Origin of the sequence: Nocardiopsis mwathae (assembly GCF_014201195.1) — a bacterium.
Lineage (GTDB): Bacteria > Actinomycetota > Actinomycetes > Streptosporangiales > Streptosporangiaceae > Nocardiopsis_C > Nocardiopsis_C mwathae.
This window is the reverse complement of record NZ_JACHDS010000001.1, coordinates 1,941,714-1,958,594: the sequence shown is the minus strand read 5'-3', so window position 1 is coordinate 1,958,594 and position 16,881 is coordinate 1,941,714. Positions and strand designations below refer to the sequence as shown.

Here is a 16,881-nt window from a genome sequence, read left to right as displayed (position 1 = left end):
GAGTCTACGGCGGTCCGCCGATCCTGCGTACCCGCTGTCTGGAATCCCGCCAGAACATCAGTCCGTCAGGCCACACTCACCTCCCAGCACGCGGACTCCGCTTGTTCCACTCGTACTGCCTCCCCAGCGGCGCTGCCGCCAACCGACATCTTCATCGGAAAACCCGATATTTCCTCAGGCTCTGCGGAACAATGTTCACCCCCGCAGCCTCCACGCGACAGGGGATCTGATGACAGGGCGACGGTGGGAGTTCTACTCCAGCCCAGCAGGGCGGGACAAGATCGCCGACGATATCAAGCGCGCACGTCTGAGCCGTAGCGAACTCGCCCGCCTCGAACTGCTCCTCCAGCGCATAGCTGAGAGGTCGACCTACCCAAGAGACGTCAAAGCCTTACGGGACGGTGTTTTCGAAGGAAGGCCCGACGGGGACCACCGGATCTTCCGCGTCGTGTACGCAGAGGTCGCCTGCGGGGTCGTGCTGTTGGCACTGCACTTCTTCGAGAAGAGACGACAGACAGAGCCCAAGGCGATCCAGCTCGCGCTCGACCGACTCAGCGACTGGAGGCGCCGCAATCACGAATAACGGCCCGCCTTGCAGACAGCATCGCCTATAGGCGATAATCTCCCATAGCCTGCCCAGGTCCAGTAGACGTCTGGCCATGGCCTGGGGCGGGCCCGAGGCCGACAAGGAGCCACCAGCATGGGAACCGGCCTATACGAACACATCGGCGTCGACCCCGACGACCCGCGGCAGAAGCAGGCGGATGAGGACGCCCGCGAGTACGCCAACCTCATCGATGCCCTCGTCAGCCTCCGCAAGCAGGGAGGGCTCAGCCAGAGCGATGTCGCCCAGCGCATGGGGACGACGCAGTCGGTGGTCTCCGATCTGGAGCGAATCGGCGGCAATCCGCGGATCAGCACCATCCAGCGGTACGCGCGGGCCGTCGGATGGCGGCTGCGTTTCGGGGTCTTGACGTCCAAGCATTCCGCGGAGGGCGTCGGCGAGGTTGCCGCACGCTAGGAGTGGAGCCGGGTGCCCCGCTGCTTCCCCGGACTCGGGGGCACCCGGCGCCGGGCCTGGACCAAGCCCTCACTGGCCCTGCCCGGCTCCCCTCCCCGGTCGGCCACGCGTGTTCCTGAGGTGCGCGTGGCCGGTGATGCGGGGAGGGAAGAGGTGGTGGACCACTAGCGTCGTCTGTCCGCGCTCTGGCTCTTGAGGCGTCGGCGGGCGTTCTGGTCGCCCTTGGCGGCGTTGAGCAGGTCGACGGCCTCGATCATGGTGGGCACGCCGTTGATGAGGAGGGCCCAGTGGGCGGAGTCCATCCCGACGCGCTCGGCGGCGGGCCGACCGTCGAAGTACACCGACCAGCATCGGCTTTCGGCGGCGTAGCGGTCGTAGGTGATCCGGACTCGGCCCCGCGTGAGGGTCGTGATCCCGGAGCGAGTGACCCATGTAGCCGATGCGGACACTAGCCCCACCGCCGCCCGGTGATTCGCAGTGCGATGACGCGTCCCGCTATCAGGACCATGTGAGGGACGTAAGGCCGCACCCTCGGCGGCCGATTGACTTCCATCCCAGCTCCTTTCTTAGCGCCTGAAACCAAGATGCCGGGAGGAAGAACGACCTGCCATAACCGCTACATTCTTGGCGCTTCAAAGGGAACCGGATGCACGCTGGGGCATGCCTGGTTCATCCTTGGTGCATGGCAGAAACAGTCAGGTCAGGATGGGACGAGTGGGGAAAGAGGCTACGGAAACTCCGTAGGCTAGCTGGGCGAACGCAGGGGGAGGTCGCAGGCGAGCTGCTTGTATCGCGACAGCAGATCGGAAAGCTCGAAATAGGGACACGAACCCCATCGAGGGAGCAAGCAGTCACTCTCGATGAGTACCTATGCACCGGAGGCGTACTGACGCAGTTCTGGGAACAGATTTGCGAGGTCCGGGACATACCTGATGAGTGGAAGCATTTCATCAGCCTTGAACGTGCTGCGAATGTGATCCGCGAGCGGGCCAGTGAAGCGATCCCAGGCTTGCTCCAGTCTCCGCTGTATATCCGCACCATCTATCGACGCCATGAGCCTGGGGCACCGGACGAACATATCGAGGAGAAGGTGGCTGCCAGGGCGTCTCGCCTCGACGCGCTACACCGATCCCCCACCCTCTACTTCGTGATCGATGAGCGGACCTTGCGTCAGGTCATCGGAAGCCCTGAAATCATGGTCGATCAGTTGGACCATCTGCTGTCCCTCAGCGTTAGGCCCCTGATACACATATCCGTGGTGCCCCAGTTCGCGCCGGGGCGCCCCTTGATTCAGGGCGCCTTCCGTGTGATGACCCTAGAAGCCAGCAGGCAGGTAGCGCATGTGGAGCACTGCTTCGGGGAGACCGTGGTCAGCAAGCCGCAGCAGATCCAGCAGCTCCTAACGTGGTTCGGCGACCTGCAAGCCGAGGCGCTTCCCCCAAGCGCCTCGATAGAGCTCATGAAACAGATACGAAAAGAGCACTCGAATGTATGACCCCCGGCAATGGCGCAAGTCAAGCTACAGCAGCACGACTGGCGCCAACTGTGTCGAGGTCGGCCAAGCCCCAGGCACGATGCTCGTACGAGACACCCAGCACCGGCACCTCGGATCGCTTGCGTTCGGGGCGGGTGAGTGGAGATCCTTCGTCGACGGCCTCAAGCGCGGAGAACTCGTCTAGCCCTCCCCATCCCCCGCAGATACGACAGTGCTCCAGGGCGATGCCCTGGAGCACGTCTTCATCGGCCCTACTACCCCTTCATCGCGTCGCCCCAGCCTCCCTGGACCATGGTCTGGTAGGCCCAGTCGCCGTCGGACTTCACCAGGACGTCGGCGTAGTGCATCTTCATGGTCTCGCCGTTGACGGTCATGGTGGCCTCCGTGAACACCACGGCCAGCTGGGGACTGAGGAACACCGGGGTGCGGACGGACTCGGTCGTGAGGTCCGTGCCTTCCTCGGGAACCTGGTGGGTCAGCATCCGCAGGTACTGCTCGCGGCTCCACTGGGCGGCGACGCCGTTGCCGGCCGAGTCGTCGCTGACGAGGTTCATCGGGAACATGCCCATGTCCACCATGCCCTCGGCCTCGCCCGCATCGGCGCGCTCGTCGTAGCGGGCGAACCAGGATCCGAGGCTCCTCAGGTCCTCCTCCGTCGGCGTGTAGCCGGTCGTGATTCCGTGAGCCCCGGTCGAGAATGTCATGCCCCACCTTTCCAGTAGCGCTATGCGGCACGCCCGTTCGACCGCGTTGGCTCGTACACTGTACGGTATGTCGTACGGGGAGTCCAGGGTGAATTTTCCTCCGGCTGGCGGGAGGTTGGGGCGCGGCATACGAAAGGGGCTGGTCGGTGGCTCTGCAGAGCCACCGACCAGCCCGTGGAATCGGTGCCGCCGGTATCAGCCGCGCAGCAGGGCGCGGTGGGCGAGTTCGCGGCAGGTCAGGGCGAAGTCGCGGTCGGCGGCCTCGACCGCCATCGGGAAGGTGGACGTCTCCGTCATCCCGGGAGCCACGTTGACCTCCAGGAAACGCACGACGCCCTCGGCGTCGACGATGAGGTCGGTGCGCGACAGGTCGCGCAGGCCCAGTGCCCGGTGCGCCGTCAGGGCGGCCTCCGAGGCCGCGCGCACGGTCTCCTCGTCCAGGCGGGCCGGGCAGAAGAACTCCGTGCGGCCGGCCGTGTAGCGCGCCGCGTAGTCGTACACTCCGCCGTCGGGCACGATCTCCACCGGCGGCAGCGCCACCGGTCCGTCGCCCGTGTCCAGGACGCCGACCGCGATCTCGGTGCCGCGCACACGCTCCTCGATCAGCGCGTGGTCACCGTAGGCGAAGCAGCTCACCAGTGCGGCCGACAGCGCCTCGGGCGCGTCGACCGGCATCGCGCCGAACGCCGAACCGCCCTGGTCGGGCTTGACGAACAGGGACTCCCCCAGCGTCGCCACGATGCGCTCCAGCAGCTCCGGAGCGCCCAGGTCGTGGAAGGCCGACTTCGGCAGCGTCACCCCGCGCGGCACCGCCACGCCCTGCTCGGCGACCAGCGCCTTGGCCGTCGGCTTGGCGAAGGCCACCCGGCACGCCTGCGGCGGCGCGCCGACGTAGGGGACGCCGCTCAACTCCAGGATCTCCCGGATGGCGCCGTCCTCGCCCGCCGCGCCGTGCAGCACCGGGAAGACGACCTGCGGCGGGTCGCTGCGCAGCATGCCCAGCAGCGCGGAGTCGACGTCGGCGACCTGCACTTCGATGTCCAGGCGGCGCAGCGCCTCGGCGACGCGTCGCCCGGAGCGCACACTGACCTCGTGCTCGGGGGACATTCCGCCCGCCAGTACGAGCACACGGTCGAGATCGGCCACGGTCCTGCCTTCTTTCTGTCCTGCTGATGCCACCACGGCGGATCCCGCCTCGCGGGTCAGGGGATGTCGGGCGTCGGCGCGTCGCTGCCCCTGGTGGGCGGGACCGACGTGCTGCCGAACGTATCACGCAGCGACATCTCGTTCTTGATCACGCCGACGAGGCGCCGCACGCCCTCGCGGATCTGCTCGGGGGTGGGGTAGCAGAACGACAGGCGCATGTTGCGGTGCCCCTCGTCGCCGGCGTAGAAACCGGTGCCCGGCACGTAGGCGACGCGCTCGGTGACGGCGCGCGGCAGCATGGCCTTGGCGTCGAGCCCTTCGGGCAGGGTGACCCAGACGAAGAAGCCGCCCTCGGGGCGGGTCCAGGTGGTCCCGGCCGGCATGAGCGCGTCGAGCGCGCCGAACATGGCGTCGCGGCGCTCCCGGTACATCTCGTTGAAGTCCTTGATCTGCTCCCGCCACGGGTGGGTGGACAGGTAGCGGCCCACCACCATCTGGTTGAAGGTGGAGTGGCTGAGCATCGCGGACTCGGCGGCCAGTACGAGCTTGGCGCGCACCGCGGAGGGCGCCAGCGCCCAGCCGATGCGGAAGCCCGGGGACAGCGTCTTGGAGAAGGAGCCGAGGTAGATGACGTTGTCGGGGGCATCCGCGCGCAGCGGGCGCTCGGGCTCGCCCTCATAGCGCAGCAGGCCGTAGGGGTTGTCCTCCAGCACCAGCAGGCCGTGGCGCCGGCAGATCTCCAGGACGCGGCGGCGGCGCTCGGCGGTGAGGGTCACGCCGCCGGGGTTCTGGAAGTTGGGGATCGTGTAGAAGAACTTGACCGTGCGCCCCTCGGCGGCGAGCCGGGTGAGGTGCTCCTCCAGCGCCTCGGGGAGCACGCCGTCCTCGTCCATGGCGACGTGGCGGATGTCGGCCTGGAAGGCGGCGAAGGTGTTGATGGCGGTGACGTAGGTGGGCGCCTCGCACAGCACGACGTCGCCGGGGTCGACGAAGACGCGGGTGACGAGGTCGAGGGCCTGCTGGGAGCCGACGGTGACGATGACGTCGTCGGCGTCGGCCTCGATGCCTTCGAGGCCCATGACCTCGCAGATCTGTTCGCGCAGCACGGGGTCGCCCTGGGCGGAGCCGTACTGGAGCGCCGTGGCGCCCTGTTCGGCGACGACCTGCTGCACGATCTCGCCCATGCGGTCCAGCGGCAGCGCGCCGACGTTGGGCATGCCGCCCGCGAGGGAGACCACTTCGGGGCGCGATGCGACGGCGAAGAGTGCCCGGACCTCCGAGGCCACCATCCCCTGGGCCCGTGCGGCGTAGGCGCCGACGTAGGGGTCGATCCGCGAGCCCTGCGTCGAGGGCTGCCGGTGGGGTTCTCGGGGATCTTGGGACACGATCCACCTCCGCTGGTTCGACGTTGGATTGATGACATGTGAGACGCGCGGACGGCGGTGATGGTTCGCAACCGTGCGCTTTCGCGACGTTCGTCACCGCATGTCATCCCGGCGGGTCGGACGGCACCCGCGTGATCACCGGCCTCAGGCGGCGCAATGGTCACGGTTCAGTGTATGCGCCCCTGTCCAGCCGCCGCGGCGCGGGGCCCGCCACGGGGCCCCGCGCGGCTCGGCGTCGCGCCGGCGGCCACCGACGCGCGGAGGGGGCCGGAGAAGTAGCGGAGAGCGGATGCTCGCGACGGATGGGGAGAGAATCGCCTCCTGTGCCGCCAGGGGGCTCATTCTTTCCCTTCGGCTCGGGATCGCGCATTTCGACCTGGCGAATCCGCGAAATTCCACCCGCCGACCTGCCGCACGGGAGTCGGCGACCGGATGCGGACACCGATCCACAGATCACCGCAGGTCGGAGGATCGAAGCAGGTGTTGATCATTCCAAATTCGCATACGTCGCGGACATTCACCCCCGCCATCGTTATTATCGAACGTTCACGCGGGATACGGACAAGGCAAATGAGGAGGTGGTGAATTCGGACGGCAGAGGCATCGTCGGGCGCGAACATGCCATCGCGGCCATTCGGCACCTCATGACGCGCCCCGGGCCGGAGGGGACGCCGACGGGCGCGCGGCGGCCGATCCTGGTGTTCGAGGGCATGCACGGCATCGGAAAGACCGCCCTGCTGGACCACGTCTCCGGGCTTCTGCACCAGCAGGTGCCCCACGCCCACATCGATGTCCGGCACAGCCCGCAGGCAGATGCGGCCCAGCTGCTCTCCGCCCTGGCCTTCGGTCTGAGCCGTCACACCCCCAACTACGGCCGCCTGCATTTTCCCCGGCTGATCATCGGCCAATCGGTTCTGCGGCTGGACCTCGGCCACACCGACCGCAATGGTGCGCGGGAACGCGTCATCGCGGAAATCAAGAAACACCGCAAGCTCGACCGCGTCGAAGAACTCCTCGGCGAAACCGCGGGCGATGTCGTGTCCGCCGTTCCCTTTGCCGGGCATCCCGCCTCGCGGGCGCTGCGCCGACCGGTCGCCACCGCCGTGGGCGCCCTGACCTCCTGGACACTGAGCAGCCGCCCCTTCCTCGGCCGCCACCAGGACTGGTACCGGCACCGTGACGCCGGAGGCGCCGACGACCCCGTCGACGCGCTGGTGGAGCTCAACCAGCAGTGGAACGCGACGCACCGCCACGGCGGCCGCGAGCGCGCCGTCGACGTGCTCTGCGCGGCCTTCCTCGCCGACCTGCGTGACGCCTTCGCACACGGCGGGCGCTCGGCCTCCTGGCTGCTGACCCCGGTCGTCCTGCTGGACAACGCCGACGACGCCCCCGGCGGCACCCTGCTCGAACACCTCGCCCGCGCCCGCCGCAGGGCCGAGGTCGACGACCGCGACGGGGCACTGACCATCGTGGCGACCAGCCGCGGTCCGCTGCTGTGGACGCTGTCCGACGAGGCCGCGGTCACCGTGAGCGCCGACGACCCCGTCGAGGCCGTCCGCCCCCGTCCCCGCCCCGGCGACCGGCCTCCCGACTGGACCCGGTATCGGCTCGGCGATCTCACCGATGAGGAGACCGACACCCTGATGGCCGTCCGGGGCGTCGGCCACAAGACCTACCGCCACGCCAACAGGATCATCCGCGGTTTCACCGGCGGCCACCCCGGGTCGACGCGGCGGCTGCTCGACGCCATCGACCGCATGCCGCCCCACCAGAGCCTGGGCCGGGTCCTGGCCGGGGTCGACGACCCGGCCGCGTTCCCCACGGCCCAGGAGGAGACGCAGCTGTTCGGCGACCTGATCGGCCTGCCCGGCGGCGTTTCCGCCCCCAAGGGCCTCATCCACGCGATGGCCACCTGCGCCGCCGCCCGAACCGGGGCCGACGCGCTACGGCTGGCGCAGAAGAGCCGGCTGGTCCAGCCCGCCTACCGGGACCGCGCCGAACTGCGGCGCCCTGCCCCGCACTTCGCCCACGGCAACGGCGGGGAGGCGCTGCTCCACCGCCTCCTGCTGCGACGGCTGGCCCGGCGCGGGCCCAACACCAAGACCAACTGGCCCCGGGTCTTCGGCTGGCTGTGCGCGGAGGCCCGGCGCCGGGGCGATGCCGTCGGCGAGCTGTACTACACGCTGGCCCTCGGCGACCTGGTCCGCGTCGCCGACGCGCTGGAGGAACGGTTCGCCGGTGTCGGCGGCGAGCCCGCGGTGAACGGCGCGGCGCCCCGCACCTGGAACGAGCTGCTGACCGCCGTGACGCGCGCTCCCCGCGCCGATGTCGCGCTGGACCGGCCCGCACCCATCGAGCACGTACACACCCTGCTGGCCCGGGCCGCCGAGGAGGGCGGACCGGCGAGCCCCGGCGCCGCCCGCATCGAGACCCGGCGGCTGGTCGCCGCCCTGTGGCTGGCCGCCGACCCGATGACCGGCCCGGGGCGGCGCCACCTCCACGAGCGGATCGCCGCCGACTACCGCTCCCTGGCGCTGGGTTCCCCGGGCGGCTCGGCGGAACTGTTCCAGGCTGCCGACGAGCACGACCGGCTGGCCCGCCTGTGGTCGTGAGCCGCCCGCCTCCCCGACCCGCCGCGGCCGCCACCCCGACACGCGTGAGGAGAAGCGCGGAAGATGAACGCCCCCAGCCCCTTCACCCCCACTCCCCCGCAGCGGCGGACCTGGCTGCGGCGGGCCGCGATCGCGATGGCGCTCGTCGTGCTGGCGGGGATCGGCGTGTGGTCCTATCCCGCCTGGATGTGCGGTGGTCCCCGGTCCGGGATAGCACTCGTCGACGGCGAGTGCGTCGGGGTCACCGACGGGGCCTTCGTCTTCGATCAGCGGTTCGACGCGATCCAGGAGCGGATCAAAGCGGAGAACGACCGGGTCGCCGAGCAGGGCCGGCCGCACGTCAGGGTCGCGCTGCTGACCACGTTGACGCCGACCGACGTCAGCCCCCTGGACGCCTCGCGGGTGCGCAGCGCACTGGAGGGCGCCTACGTCGCGCAGATGCGCGCCAACCACGGTGTGGAGTTCGGCGACCGGCTGCCGCTGGTGCAGCTGTACCTGGCCAACGAGGGCAGCCGCCAGGAGCAGTGGGAGCCCGTCGCCCGACGGCTCGCCGAGATGACCGCGGACGATGAGGCCCCCCTGGTCGCGGTGATCGGCATGGGGGTGAGCATCACCGCCACCGCGGACGCGGCCCACTACTTCTCCGCGAAGGACATCCCGATGGTGTCGGCCGTCGTGACCGCCGACGGCCTCGACCACGACGCGATCCCCGGCCTGCTGCGCGCCTCGCCGAGCAACACCGACTACGTGACGGCGCTGCGCGCCTACATCGAGGAGCGCGAGGAGCTGGAGTCGGGCATCCTGGTCTACGACTCCAACGAACCCGACCTGTTCGTCTCCACCCTGCGCACGGCCTACGAGCGTGAACTTCCCGAGTTGCTGCGGTTCCCGCCGCAGCCGTTCCGCGGGTCGACGATGGGTGATGATGTGCGCGCGGGGCTGTTCGACGCGGTGACGCGCAACATCTGCACCGCCGGCCCCGACGTGGTCGTCTATGCCGGACGCACGCACGACCTGCACGGACTCGTCGACGCGCTGTCCGTTCGGGTCTGCCGGGACGAACCGCTGACCCTCGTCTTCTCGGTGACGGGGCTGTCCGTCCTGGAGGACGAGGAGGCGCTGGCGCAACTGGAGGACGGCAACATCACCATCGCCTACGCGTCGGCCACCGATCCGGGCTGGTCGCGCGATCTCGACGCGGCGCCCGAGCACTTCCCGGCCTTCCTCGCCGCCTACGAGGACTTCTCCGGCCGCAGCGGCGATGCCCTCGCCGACGGGTACGCGGTCATGCACCACGACGCGATGGCGACGGCGGTCGGCGCGATCCGCATCGCCCAACCGGCCGAGGGACAGGAGCTGCTCCCGTCGCACGTGCTGGACGCGCTGCTCCTGCTCCAGACCGAGCACAGCGTGCCCGGCGCCAGTGGAACGCTGAGCTTCAGCCAGACGCGCGGCGGCAATCCCGGAGGCAAGGTCATCCCGGTCATCGAGGTGGCCGGTCCGCAATCCATCCGGGCCGCCGAGGGCGAGCCCTACATCACCCCGCTGGAATAGTGCGGGCCACGATCTCGCCCCTCTGCCCTTCCCCGCAATCGTCATACCTGGCCATGACGGTTCCCCGGATCGATTCAGGGACGGACCGGCGAATCGGCCCCGGAAATATACGGAAACGCCTGAGCGAGTACCTGTCGCCGGAGTACTGTTCTGAGCCACGCAGAACAGCAGGCGCAGAACAACCGGTTCCTCGGTGCGGACCGCCTGGCCGCCTCAGCGGCCAGGGACCGCGTGACGAGGGATTCTCGTGCAGTCTCAGACGTTAGGTGTTGCGGTGACGGGATCGAACGTCCCCGGCGCGACCGGGGAAGGAGCCCCTGGTTCGGCGTCGGCGCCGCACGGGCCGATCAGACAGCTGGAGGCGAGCATCTTCCTTCTCGGCCGTTAACGGGCCGGGCGGCGAGAACACGTCGGCCGCCGTATTGGTGCACGTCGATCTGGAATTCCAGGTAAGGCGAAGTTTCGGGTTTCCGATCATGCGTCGCACCTGGCGTCCGATATCCCCCAGAACATTTTCCCCGCCGCCGCGGAAGCCGTCCGCCGGTGTTCACCGGCACGGTTCTCCGCACCATCGGCGGGCACTTTACGGTGCCCTCCGTATTCATTCCGTCCGCATGTCCGACAACGACCAGTGACCCCCTAGCCGACCAGAAGGACCGACCAGTACGACCAGTGCCGCGGTGACGCTCGACTCGGTTGCCATCCGCGGCCCCAGACCAACAGCGGCATACCGCCGCCGGAGCGGTGAGTCAGCGGACCGCTCTGAGCGGGGCAGCCCCGAGTAAGGAGATGCGCCGTGGCAGAAGTGCCGTCATCGGCCGGTCGCGACGACCAGCCCCGAACACAGCCTCCGGGGAAGGAGGAAGCACCCGACACGAGGAGAAAGGGCGAGGCCCGCAGGGGCCGGTTTCGACGCTTCCTGTCGTGGCTCGGGGGTTCGGCCCCCTCCCCCTCCACCCCGCGGACCCCGCCCGTGATCCCCGCCCAGCCGGGCACGGCGCCCAGAGCCGACACGCCCCCCGCCCCTCCCCCGGCGGCACCGCCCTCCGCCGCCGCGGTCCCTCCCGGCGCCGCCACCCCCGCCGCACCGGTGCCCGCGCCATCCCCTCCTGCCGGTGAGCGTGCCCCTGCGGCACCGCAGCCGCGGACCGAGCCGGACACCCGGCGGGCGGCGCCGGCACCTGAGGGCGCCGGTGGCGCAATTCACGGGACGCCGGAGCCTGCGGTCCAGCGCGCGCCCGCGGTCGACCGGACGGCGATCGACGCCGCGGCGGCCCGCCAGGCCCGGCTGATGACCGACACGCTGGCCAACCTCGCGATGCGCGACCTCACGCTCATCGACTCGCTGCTGGCCGTGGTGGAGGACCTGGAGGAGACCAGCGACGATCCCGACCTGCTGGCCCGGCTGTTCAAGATCGACAACCTCGCCACCCGGATGCGCCGCAACGGCGAGAACCTGCTGGTCCTGGCCGGCCAGGAGATCGACGACCCGCGCACCGACCCCGTGCCCCTGCTGGACGTGGCCCGCGCCGCCATCTCCGAGATCAGCGACTACGACCGCGTGCAGGTGGGCCGCCTGCCCTCCACCGCGCTGGCCGGTTCGGCCGCCGACGACCTCAGCCACCTGCTCGCCGAACTCCTCGACAACGCCACCGCGAAGTCCCCGGCACACGCACAGGTGGTCATCAGCGGCCAGCGGATGGCCGACGGCCGGGTCCTGCTCGCCGTGGAAGACGAGGGCATCGGCATCTCCAAGGAGCAGATCACCGACCTCAACCACCGGCTCGCCGGCAAACCCGTGCTGGACGAGCAGGTCATCCGGCACATGGGGCTGTACGTGGTCAGCCTGCTCGCCCAGCAGCACGGGTTCCAGGTGCAGTTGGAGTCGCGCGCGTTCCGCGGCATCAGCGCGTTCGTCATCGTGCCGACCGAGCTGCTGCGCGCCGCCTCCCCCTACGGCGCCCCCGCCCCGCAGGAGCCGCGGCCCACGATGCCCGCACTCGTGTCCCCCGGCGGCCCCCCGTCGTCCCCCACCGGCCGCCACGCGCCGCAGGCCGACGGCGATCGGTCACCGGTCACCTCCGCCGGACTGCCCCGCCGCACCGCCAACCGGTCCCAGACCGCCCAGCGGCTGGTCGACGGGGTCGAGGGGTTGGACGACATGCCGCCGGCGGAACACGCCGCGGCCCCGCCGCCGGCGGATTCCGAGGAGCGGGCCGCGCGGATCAGTGCCGACCTCGACGGCTTCGTCCAAGGCGAGCAGGCGGCCTCCGGAAAGAACGACCTGTGACCGCGATGTCGATCTGTGAACAGGGCGCATGTCCCACTCCCCACCGGTCCCTAGTTGAGAAGAGGGTGTCTGAAGAATGAATCGCCAGCTGAGTGAGAATGCGGAGAGCTTCGCCTGGCTCGTCTCCAACTTCGTCGAAGAGGTCCCCGGCGTCGAGCACGCCATCGTGGTCTCCTCCGACGGCCTCCTGCTGACCGCGTCGGACGCCTTCCCGATGGAGCACGCCGAACAGCTCGCCGCCATCGCCACCGGCCTGCACAGCCTCGCCCACAACGCCGCCCGGATGTTCTCCCGAGGCAACTGCGAGCAGCTCATCGTGCGGATGCAGCGCGGGCACCTGTTCGTGATGGCGATCAGCGACGGCTCCTCCCTGGCCGTGCTCACCTCCCCCGATGCCGAGATGCGGATCGTCGCCTACCAGATGACGCTGCTCGTGGAGAGCGCCGCCCACGTGCTCACCCCCCAGCTGCGTTCCGAGCTCCGCGAAGTGGTCGGCAACTAGCCCCAGCCGTCGTCAATCATCCGTGAAGAGGTTGCCATCACATGAGCTATCGCAGGAGAAGGAGCGGCCGCATCCGCCCCTACACCTTCACCGGCGGGCGGACCAGATCCCGGCATCCGCTCATGGTGCAGACGCTGGTGTCGATCGCGGATCCCGGAACTCAGCCGCCGTCGTCGATGATGCCGGAGGCGCGCAACATCTTCGAGTTGTGCCGAACGGCGCGGTCGGTGGCGGAGCTGTCGGCGGAGCTGAAGATCCCGCTGGGCGTCACCCAGGTTCTGCTGAGCGACCTCGCCGATCAAGACCTCGTGTACATCCACCCGACCATTACCGGTCACAGTCCGTCCGAAAACCAGGTTCTCGAGAGGGCTCTTCGTGGTCTCGAACGACTCTTCCAGTGACAGCAGGTCGATGCTATCGACCAAGATCGTCATTGCCGGCGGCTTCGGGGCCGGGAAGACGACCCTGGTCGGCTCGGTCTCCGAAATCCCGCCGGTCGCCACCGAGGCCATCATGACCGAGGCCAGCGTGGGACACGACGACACCACCGCAACCCCCTTCAAGACCACCACCACGGTCGCCATGGACTTCGGGCGGATCACCGTGGACCGGGAGCTGATCCTGTACATGTTCGGCACGCCCGGACAGTCACGCTTCTGGTTCATGTGGGACGACCTGGTGCGAGGTGCCGTCGGCGCCGTCGTGGTGGTGGACTGCCGCCGTCTGGCCGACAGTTTCGATGCGGTGGACTACTTCGAGACCAACCAGCGCATCCCCTACATCGTCGCGCTGAACAGGTTCGACGGCCACCTCGACTACTCGATCGACCAGGTGCGAGAAGCCCTGGAGGTCGGCCCGGACGTGCAGATCGTCGACTTCGACGCGCGCGACACCCAGTCGTGCGGCAGTGTCCTGATGGCGCTGCTGCGGCACGCCCTGGAGCATCCGAAGGACACCGAACTCGTCGGCTGACCGCCGCCCGCACGGGGGAGGGGCGGCCCGATCGCTCCTTCTCACCGGTCCGGCGAACGGGCCCGCGCACGTCGCGCGGGCCCGTTCGCCGGACCGGTGGTCGCTGTGGGCGGACTCACACGCCCTCCGCCGCCGGTCGGCTTGCCCCGGAGGCGAAGGGCGTCGTCCTCGGTGGCCGGGCCGCCCATCAACCTGCACACCCGGGCCCGGCCGACCCAGTCCCGCTACCCGGCCCCGTCCAACCGGGTACCGGTCCCGCGCGGCGAGGGCGCCGGAGTCCCGGAGGCGGGACCTCACCACGGAGACTTCTGGGTGCGGCGGCCCGAGGTATTCCCCATCGCCCTCGGGCCGCCGCTGGACGGTCCGCCTTGCGGTCGACCCCCGCTCCCCCAATGCGCGGACCACCGGCGGACGTGGTCGGAGCCGACCCCCCGTCGACGTGGGACCAGTCCATCGCATGGACGGGCGACCGGCAAAGGTTGCAGAACGTTGCAACATGCTGACCGAGGGTCATCGCACGGTTGCGGAGGATACTCGTGTGACGCCAGGGGCGATGCCGGGCACCGGGAGCGCCCTCAGCCGGGGATCAGGTCCTCGCCGGGATCGAGATCCGCGCGCGCCCTGCGGATCCCGGGAGCGTGGGAGGTCGGCATGAGGTCCATGGCGTCCCGCGGCGCGCGCACGGTGACGTCGACGTTCTCGCTGAACCGGTAGGGGCGGCTCGCCACGATCCCGCCGAGGTGGCGGCGGAGCCGGGACATCTCGGCGCGGACCGTGACCACCCGGTCCTCGTCGCCGAACAGGTCCGCGGCGAGCTGGGCGGCGCTGCGCCCGTCGGGGTGCCGGGCGAGCAGGAAGAGGAGTTCGGCGTGGCGGACGGTGAGGCGCTGGGTCCACTCACCGCTCGGGCCTCCGACCGTGATGGTGGCGGCGGGCGGCGAGGTGAGGTCGAGGCAGGCGCGCATGGCCGGTGCGCACTCCGCGTCGGTGGGGCGGACCAGCCACCCGCCGGGCAGCGGCTCCATCCGGCACTCCCCCAGCTTGGGCAGCCAGACCCGGTCGTGCCCGCCGCGTTTGGGTAGCGGGATGCGGCGCACCGGTTCCATGTTGGCCACGGCCGCCGTCCAGCCCTCGTCGTCGACCACGAGCGCCTTCTCCGACATCCCGGCCAGCAGAGGTGCGGCGACCGAGCGGAGGCGTTCCAGATGCGCGTGGTGCATGCAGCGCAACCGCGATTCGGCCAAGCGGGCCACGGCGTCGACCAGGGCGAGGGTGGAGGGGTGGGCGGTGGACGCCGGCCCGCTCACGTCGATCGCTCCGACGAGGCGGCCGTCGCGGGGGTCGCGGATGGGGGCGCAGGCACAGGTGAGCGAGTGCAGGCCGCGCACGTAGTGCTCGGCTGAGTAGACCTGGACGGGGCGCCCCACCATCAGTGCCGTGCCGATGGCGTTGGTCCCGGCCGATCCTTCGTCCCAGGCCGCGCCGACGATCAGCCCCGCCCCGTCGGCGACCCTGCTGATCTCCCGGGGGCCGTCGCGCCACAGCACGCGGCCCTTGTCGTCGGCGACGACCATGACGTGCCCGGCGTCCTCGGCCACCGGCACCAGGGACTGGCGCAGCAGCGGCATCAGGTCGGCCAGCGGCGAGTCGTTGCGGTGGCGCTGCACCTCCTCGCGGCGCAGTGCCATGGCGGGCTTGCAGTGGTCGGGGTCGATGCGATGGCGACGCATCCGCTGCCAGGACTCCTCGATGACGGGACGCAGCCGCGCGGGCGGGGCGGACCCCGACAGCGTGGCCTCGTGGACCCGGTGGAGCAGTCGTGCGTACTCCCGCGCATCGATGCCGGCGGGGAGGGCGGTGTCAAGCCGTGTCGGCGCCACAGGGACCATTGACCTCACTGGTAGGGCGGATCACTTCATCCTTGTGTGGGTCGCGGTGGAGATCAACCGAAACTGAGAAGCCCGCTGCCGATCGGCGGGGGATCCCGGAGAGTTATGCCGGCAATGGCGATATTCGCCGGGTATGGGAAGGAGGCGGATCCCCGGATCCGGACAGGTCCGAGCAATGGCATCGTCGGCCATGAGGAGGGCTTACGCATTCGTGCCGTTACTTAGAATCACCATTCGTGTACTCTACGCATTGGCCGCTGTGCCCTGGAGGGGGGCGCGAGGCAGCGCGGAGAGGTCGCAGCGAGCAGAAGGAGCACGCCCGAGACACGGCCGGGATCGGAGATCTGCCCATGGGACGCCGGAGCACATCCACCGCGGCGATCGCGCTGGCCGCAGCCCTGCTGCTGCCGGGGTGCGCCTCGGAACTGGTGGAGTTCAAGCGGGTCACCGGTGAACTCTCGGCCGCGCTGATGCGCAAGGAGGCCCAGGACCATTTCGCCCGCAAGGGCCACCCCATCCAGGGAAGGCTGGAGTGCGAGCCGAACATCGGCAAACCCGCCGACCTGGTCGTGGAGTGCATCGGCGTCACGCACGCCGACGGCGAGGCCCGCTTCGTCGGATCGATCGACCGGGACCGGTTGGCGCACCAGGAGCCGGGCGACGCCAGCCTGCCCGGAGAGTACCTGGGCACGGTCGACGGCGAGGAGGTCTTCCGAATGAACTGCTTCAGCTGCCGGCCGCAGGCGCCCTCGGCGTAGGGCGACGGGCGGGACACCCGGGCCGCGGCGCTCCGGCTCAGCCCCGGTGCCGCTCGCGCCACTCCGCGACGATCTCATCGACGTCGTAGGGCATCAGGTCCAGCGAGGGCCCGACCGTCGGGCGGCGGTGGGCGGCGCGGCTGGCGGAATCGCCCCGCCCCTGCTCGGCGCGCTCATACGTGGAGGCGTTCCTCGCCGAGGCGCTGCCGACCGACGTGCGAAGCCGTGTCTTCCACCTCGTGTGGACCTCCTATGCCGTGCTGGCCATGACCGACCAGGGCCTCGCCGACCAGCCGTTCGTCGAGGGGCCCAACCGGCTGGAGCGCCGACTCGCCGACGTACTGCGCCAGGCCCGGGCCGAGGGCGAACTCGCCGCCGACCTGGACCCCGACCGCGAGGCCGCCCGCCTGATCGCCGTCAACCACGGCCTGGGCACCAGCGTCCTGGTCGGCCAGCGCGCCCCCGAAGCCGCCGCGGAGATCCTGCGCTACCACCTCGACCTCCTCTTCGGCCCGGCGGACACCGCAGACACCGGCACCCCGCGCTGACCGCT

Annotated in this window: 17 protein-coding genes; 12 read left to right on the top strand and 5 right to left on the bottom strand. The window is 70.0% G+C overall.

The annotated features are described in order from the left end of the window. The first annotated feature begins 229 nt into the window (after window positions 1-229). Complete coding sequence (locus tag HNR23_RS08055) at window positions 230-583, top strand: type II toxin-antitoxin system RelE/ParE family toxin (RefSeq protein ID WP_184074798.1); 354 nt, start codon at window positions 230-232, stop codon at window positions 581-583. A 117-nt stretch (window positions 584-700) separates the two neighbouring features. Then, window positions 701-1,021: a helix-turn-helix domain-containing protein gene (locus HNR23_RS08050; protein ID WP_184074797.1), complete on the top strand. Its 321-nt coding sequence runs from the start codon at window positions 701-703 to the stop codon at window positions 1,019-1,021. Between the two features lie 164 nt (window positions 1,022-1,185). Here HNR23_RS08050 and HNR23_RS08045 read toward each other — a convergent pair whose 3' ends face one another. After that, a complete protein-coding gene (locus tag HNR23_RS08045) occupies window positions 1,186-1,470 on the bottom strand; it encodes a hypothetical protein (protein WP_184074796.1) in 285 nt (94 codons plus the stop codon). 233 nt (window positions 1,471-1,703) lie between these two features. Here HNR23_RS08045 and HNR23_RS08040 point away from each other — a divergent pair, with 233 nt between their 5' ends. After that, on the top strand, window positions 1,704-2,516 hold the full coding sequence (locus tag HNR23_RS08040; protein WP_184074795.1) for a helix-turn-helix domain-containing protein: 813 nt from the start codon (window positions 1,704-1,706) through the stop codon (window positions 2,514-2,516). Beyond that, window positions 2,509-2,700 (top strand): DUF397 domain-containing protein, encoded by a 192-nt coding sequence (locus HNR23_RS08035; RefSeq protein ID WP_184074794.1) that lies wholly within the window; start codon window positions 2,509-2,511, stop codon window positions 2,698-2,700. Before HNR23_RS08040 ends, HNR23_RS08035 begins: the two co-directional genes overlap by 8 nt. 70 nt (window positions 2,701-2,770) lie before the next feature. On the opposite strand, the gene HNR23_RS08030 is transcribed toward HNR23_RS08035, so the two are convergent. From HNR23_RS08030 to HNR23_RS08020, 3 genes are all read right to left on the bottom strand, one after another. Continuing rightward, on the bottom strand, window positions 2,771-3,220 hold the full coding sequence (locus HNR23_RS08030) for a nuclear transport factor 2 family protein (RefSeq protein ID WP_184074793.1): 450 nt from the start codon (window positions 3,218-3,220) through the stop codon (window positions 2,771-2,773). A 195-nt stretch (window positions 3,221-3,415) separates the two neighbouring features. Next, window positions 3,416-4,366 (bottom strand): D-alanine--D-alanine ligase, encoded by a 951-nt coding sequence (locus HNR23_RS08025; protein ID WP_184074792.1) that lies wholly within the window; start codon window positions 4,364-4,366, stop codon window positions 3,416-3,418. A gap of 56 nt (window positions 4,367-4,422) precedes the next feature. Then, complete coding sequence (locus HNR23_RS08020) at window positions 4,423-5,655, bottom strand: aminotransferase-like domain-containing protein (RefSeq protein WP_221308489.1); 1,233 nt, start codon at window positions 5,653-5,655, stop codon at window positions 4,423-4,425. A gap of 677 nt (window positions 5,656-6,332) precedes the next feature. On the opposite strand from HNR23_RS08020, the gene HNR23_RS08015 reads away from it, so the two are divergent. The 6 genes from HNR23_RS08015 (at window position 6,333) to HNR23_RS07990 (ending at window position 13,681) form a co-directional block, all read left to right on the top strand. Then, window positions 6,333-8,363, top strand: a complete 2,031-nt coding sequence (locus HNR23_RS08015; protein WP_184074790.1) for a hypothetical protein — start codon at window positions 6,333-6,335, stop codon at window positions 8,361-8,363. A gap of 63 nt (window positions 8,364-8,426) precedes the next feature. Continuing rightward, the gene (locus HNR23_RS08010) at window positions 8,427-9,917 is read left to right on the top strand and encodes an ABC transporter substrate-binding protein (protein ID WP_184074789.1); all 1,491 of its coding nucleotides are present in this window, start codon (window positions 8,427-8,429) and stop codon (window positions 9,915-9,917) included. Between the two features lie 973 nt (window positions 9,918-10,890). After that, a complete protein-coding gene (locus HNR23_RS27420; RefSeq protein WP_184074788.1) occupies window positions 10,891-12,207 on the top strand; it encodes an ATP-binding protein in 1,317 nt (438 codons plus the stop codon). A gap of 76 nt (window positions 12,208-12,283) precedes the next feature. After that, window positions 12,284-12,709 (top strand): roadblock/LC7 domain-containing protein, encoded by a 426-nt coding sequence (locus HNR23_RS08000; protein WP_184074787.1) that lies wholly within the window; start codon window positions 12,284-12,286, stop codon window positions 12,707-12,709. A 41-nt stretch (window positions 12,710-12,750) separates the two neighbouring features. Further along, window positions 12,751-13,110 carry a DUF742 domain-containing protein gene (locus HNR23_RS07995; RefSeq protein ID WP_184074786.1) on the top strand — a complete coding sequence of 120 codons (360 nt, stop codon included), beginning with the start codon at window positions 12,751-12,753 and terminating at the stop codon, window positions 13,108-13,110. 10 nt (window positions 13,111-13,120) lie between these two features. Beyond that, complete coding sequence (locus tag HNR23_RS07990) at window positions 13,121-13,681, top strand: GTP-binding protein (protein WP_184074785.1); 561 nt, start codon at window positions 13,121-13,123, stop codon at window positions 13,679-13,681. Window positions 13,682-14,256: 575 nt separating this feature from the next. Here the strand turns inward: HNR23_RS07990 and HNR23_RS07985 are convergent. Then, a complete protein-coding gene (locus tag HNR23_RS07985) occupies window positions 14,257-15,561 on the bottom strand; it encodes a helix-turn-helix domain-containing protein (protein WP_343070472.1) in 1,305 nt (434 codons plus the stop codon). A gap of 359 nt (window positions 15,562-15,920) precedes the next feature. On the opposite strand from HNR23_RS07985, the gene HNR23_RS07980 reads away from it, so the two are divergent. Both HNR23_RS07980 and HNR23_RS07975 read left to right on the top strand, forming a co-directional pair. Next, window positions 15,921-16,328: a hypothetical protein gene (locus HNR23_RS07980; protein ID WP_184074783.1), complete on the top strand. Its 408-nt coding sequence runs from the start codon at window positions 15,921-15,923 to the stop codon at window positions 16,326-16,328. A 179-nt stretch (window positions 16,329-16,507) separates the two neighbouring features. Beyond that, window positions 16,508-16,876 carry a TetR family transcriptional regulator C-terminal domain-containing protein gene (locus HNR23_RS07975; protein ID WP_343070471.1) on the top strand — a complete coding sequence of 123 codons (369 nt, stop codon included), beginning with the start codon at window positions 16,508-16,510 and terminating at the stop codon, window positions 16,874-16,876. The last annotated feature ends 5 nt before the right edge of the window (window positions 16,877-16,881 follow it).

Coding starts and splice junctions, on each gene's coding strand:
- HNR23_RS08055 (WP_184074798.1), top strand. CDS start 230: ATGACAGGGCGACGGTGGGAGTTCTACTCCAGCCCAGCAGGGCGGGAC.
- HNR23_RS08020 (WP_221308489.1), bottom strand. CDS start 5,655: ATGGTGGCCTCGGAGGTCCGGGCACTCTTCGCCGTCGCATCGCGCCCC.
- HNR23_RS08050 (WP_184074797.1), top strand. CDS start 701: ATGGGAACCGGCCTATACGAACACATCGGCGTCGACCCCGACGACCCG.
- HNR23_RS08040 (WP_184074795.1), top strand. CDS start 1,704: ATGGCAGAAACAGTCAGGTCAGGATGGGACGAGTGGGGAAAGAGGCTA.
- HNR23_RS07980 (WP_184074783.1), top strand. CDS start 15,921: ATGGGACGCCGGAGCACATCCACCGCGGCGATCGCGCTGGCCGCAGCC.
- HNR23_RS08035 (WP_184074794.1), top strand. CDS start 2,509: ATGTATGACCCCCGGCAATGGCGCAAGTCAAGCTACAGCAGCACGACT.
- HNR23_RS08030 (WP_184074793.1), bottom strand. CDS start 3,220: ATGACATTCTCGACCGGGGCTCACGGAATCACGACCGGCTACACGCCG.
- HNR23_RS08010 (WP_184074789.1), top strand. CDS start 8,427: ATGAACGCCCCCAGCCCCTTCACCCCCACTCCCCCGCAGCGGCGGACC.
- HNR23_RS07990 (WP_184074785.1), top strand. CDS start 13,121: ATGCTATCGACCAAGATCGTCATTGCCGGCGGCTTCGGGGCCGGGAAG.
- HNR23_RS08000 (WP_184074787.1), top strand. CDS start 12,284: ATGAATCGCCAGCTGAGTGAGAATGCGGAGAGCTTCGCCTGGCTCGTC.
- HNR23_RS07995 (WP_184074786.1), top strand. CDS start 12,751: ATGAGCTATCGCAGGAGAAGGAGCGGCCGCATCCGCCCCTACACCTTC.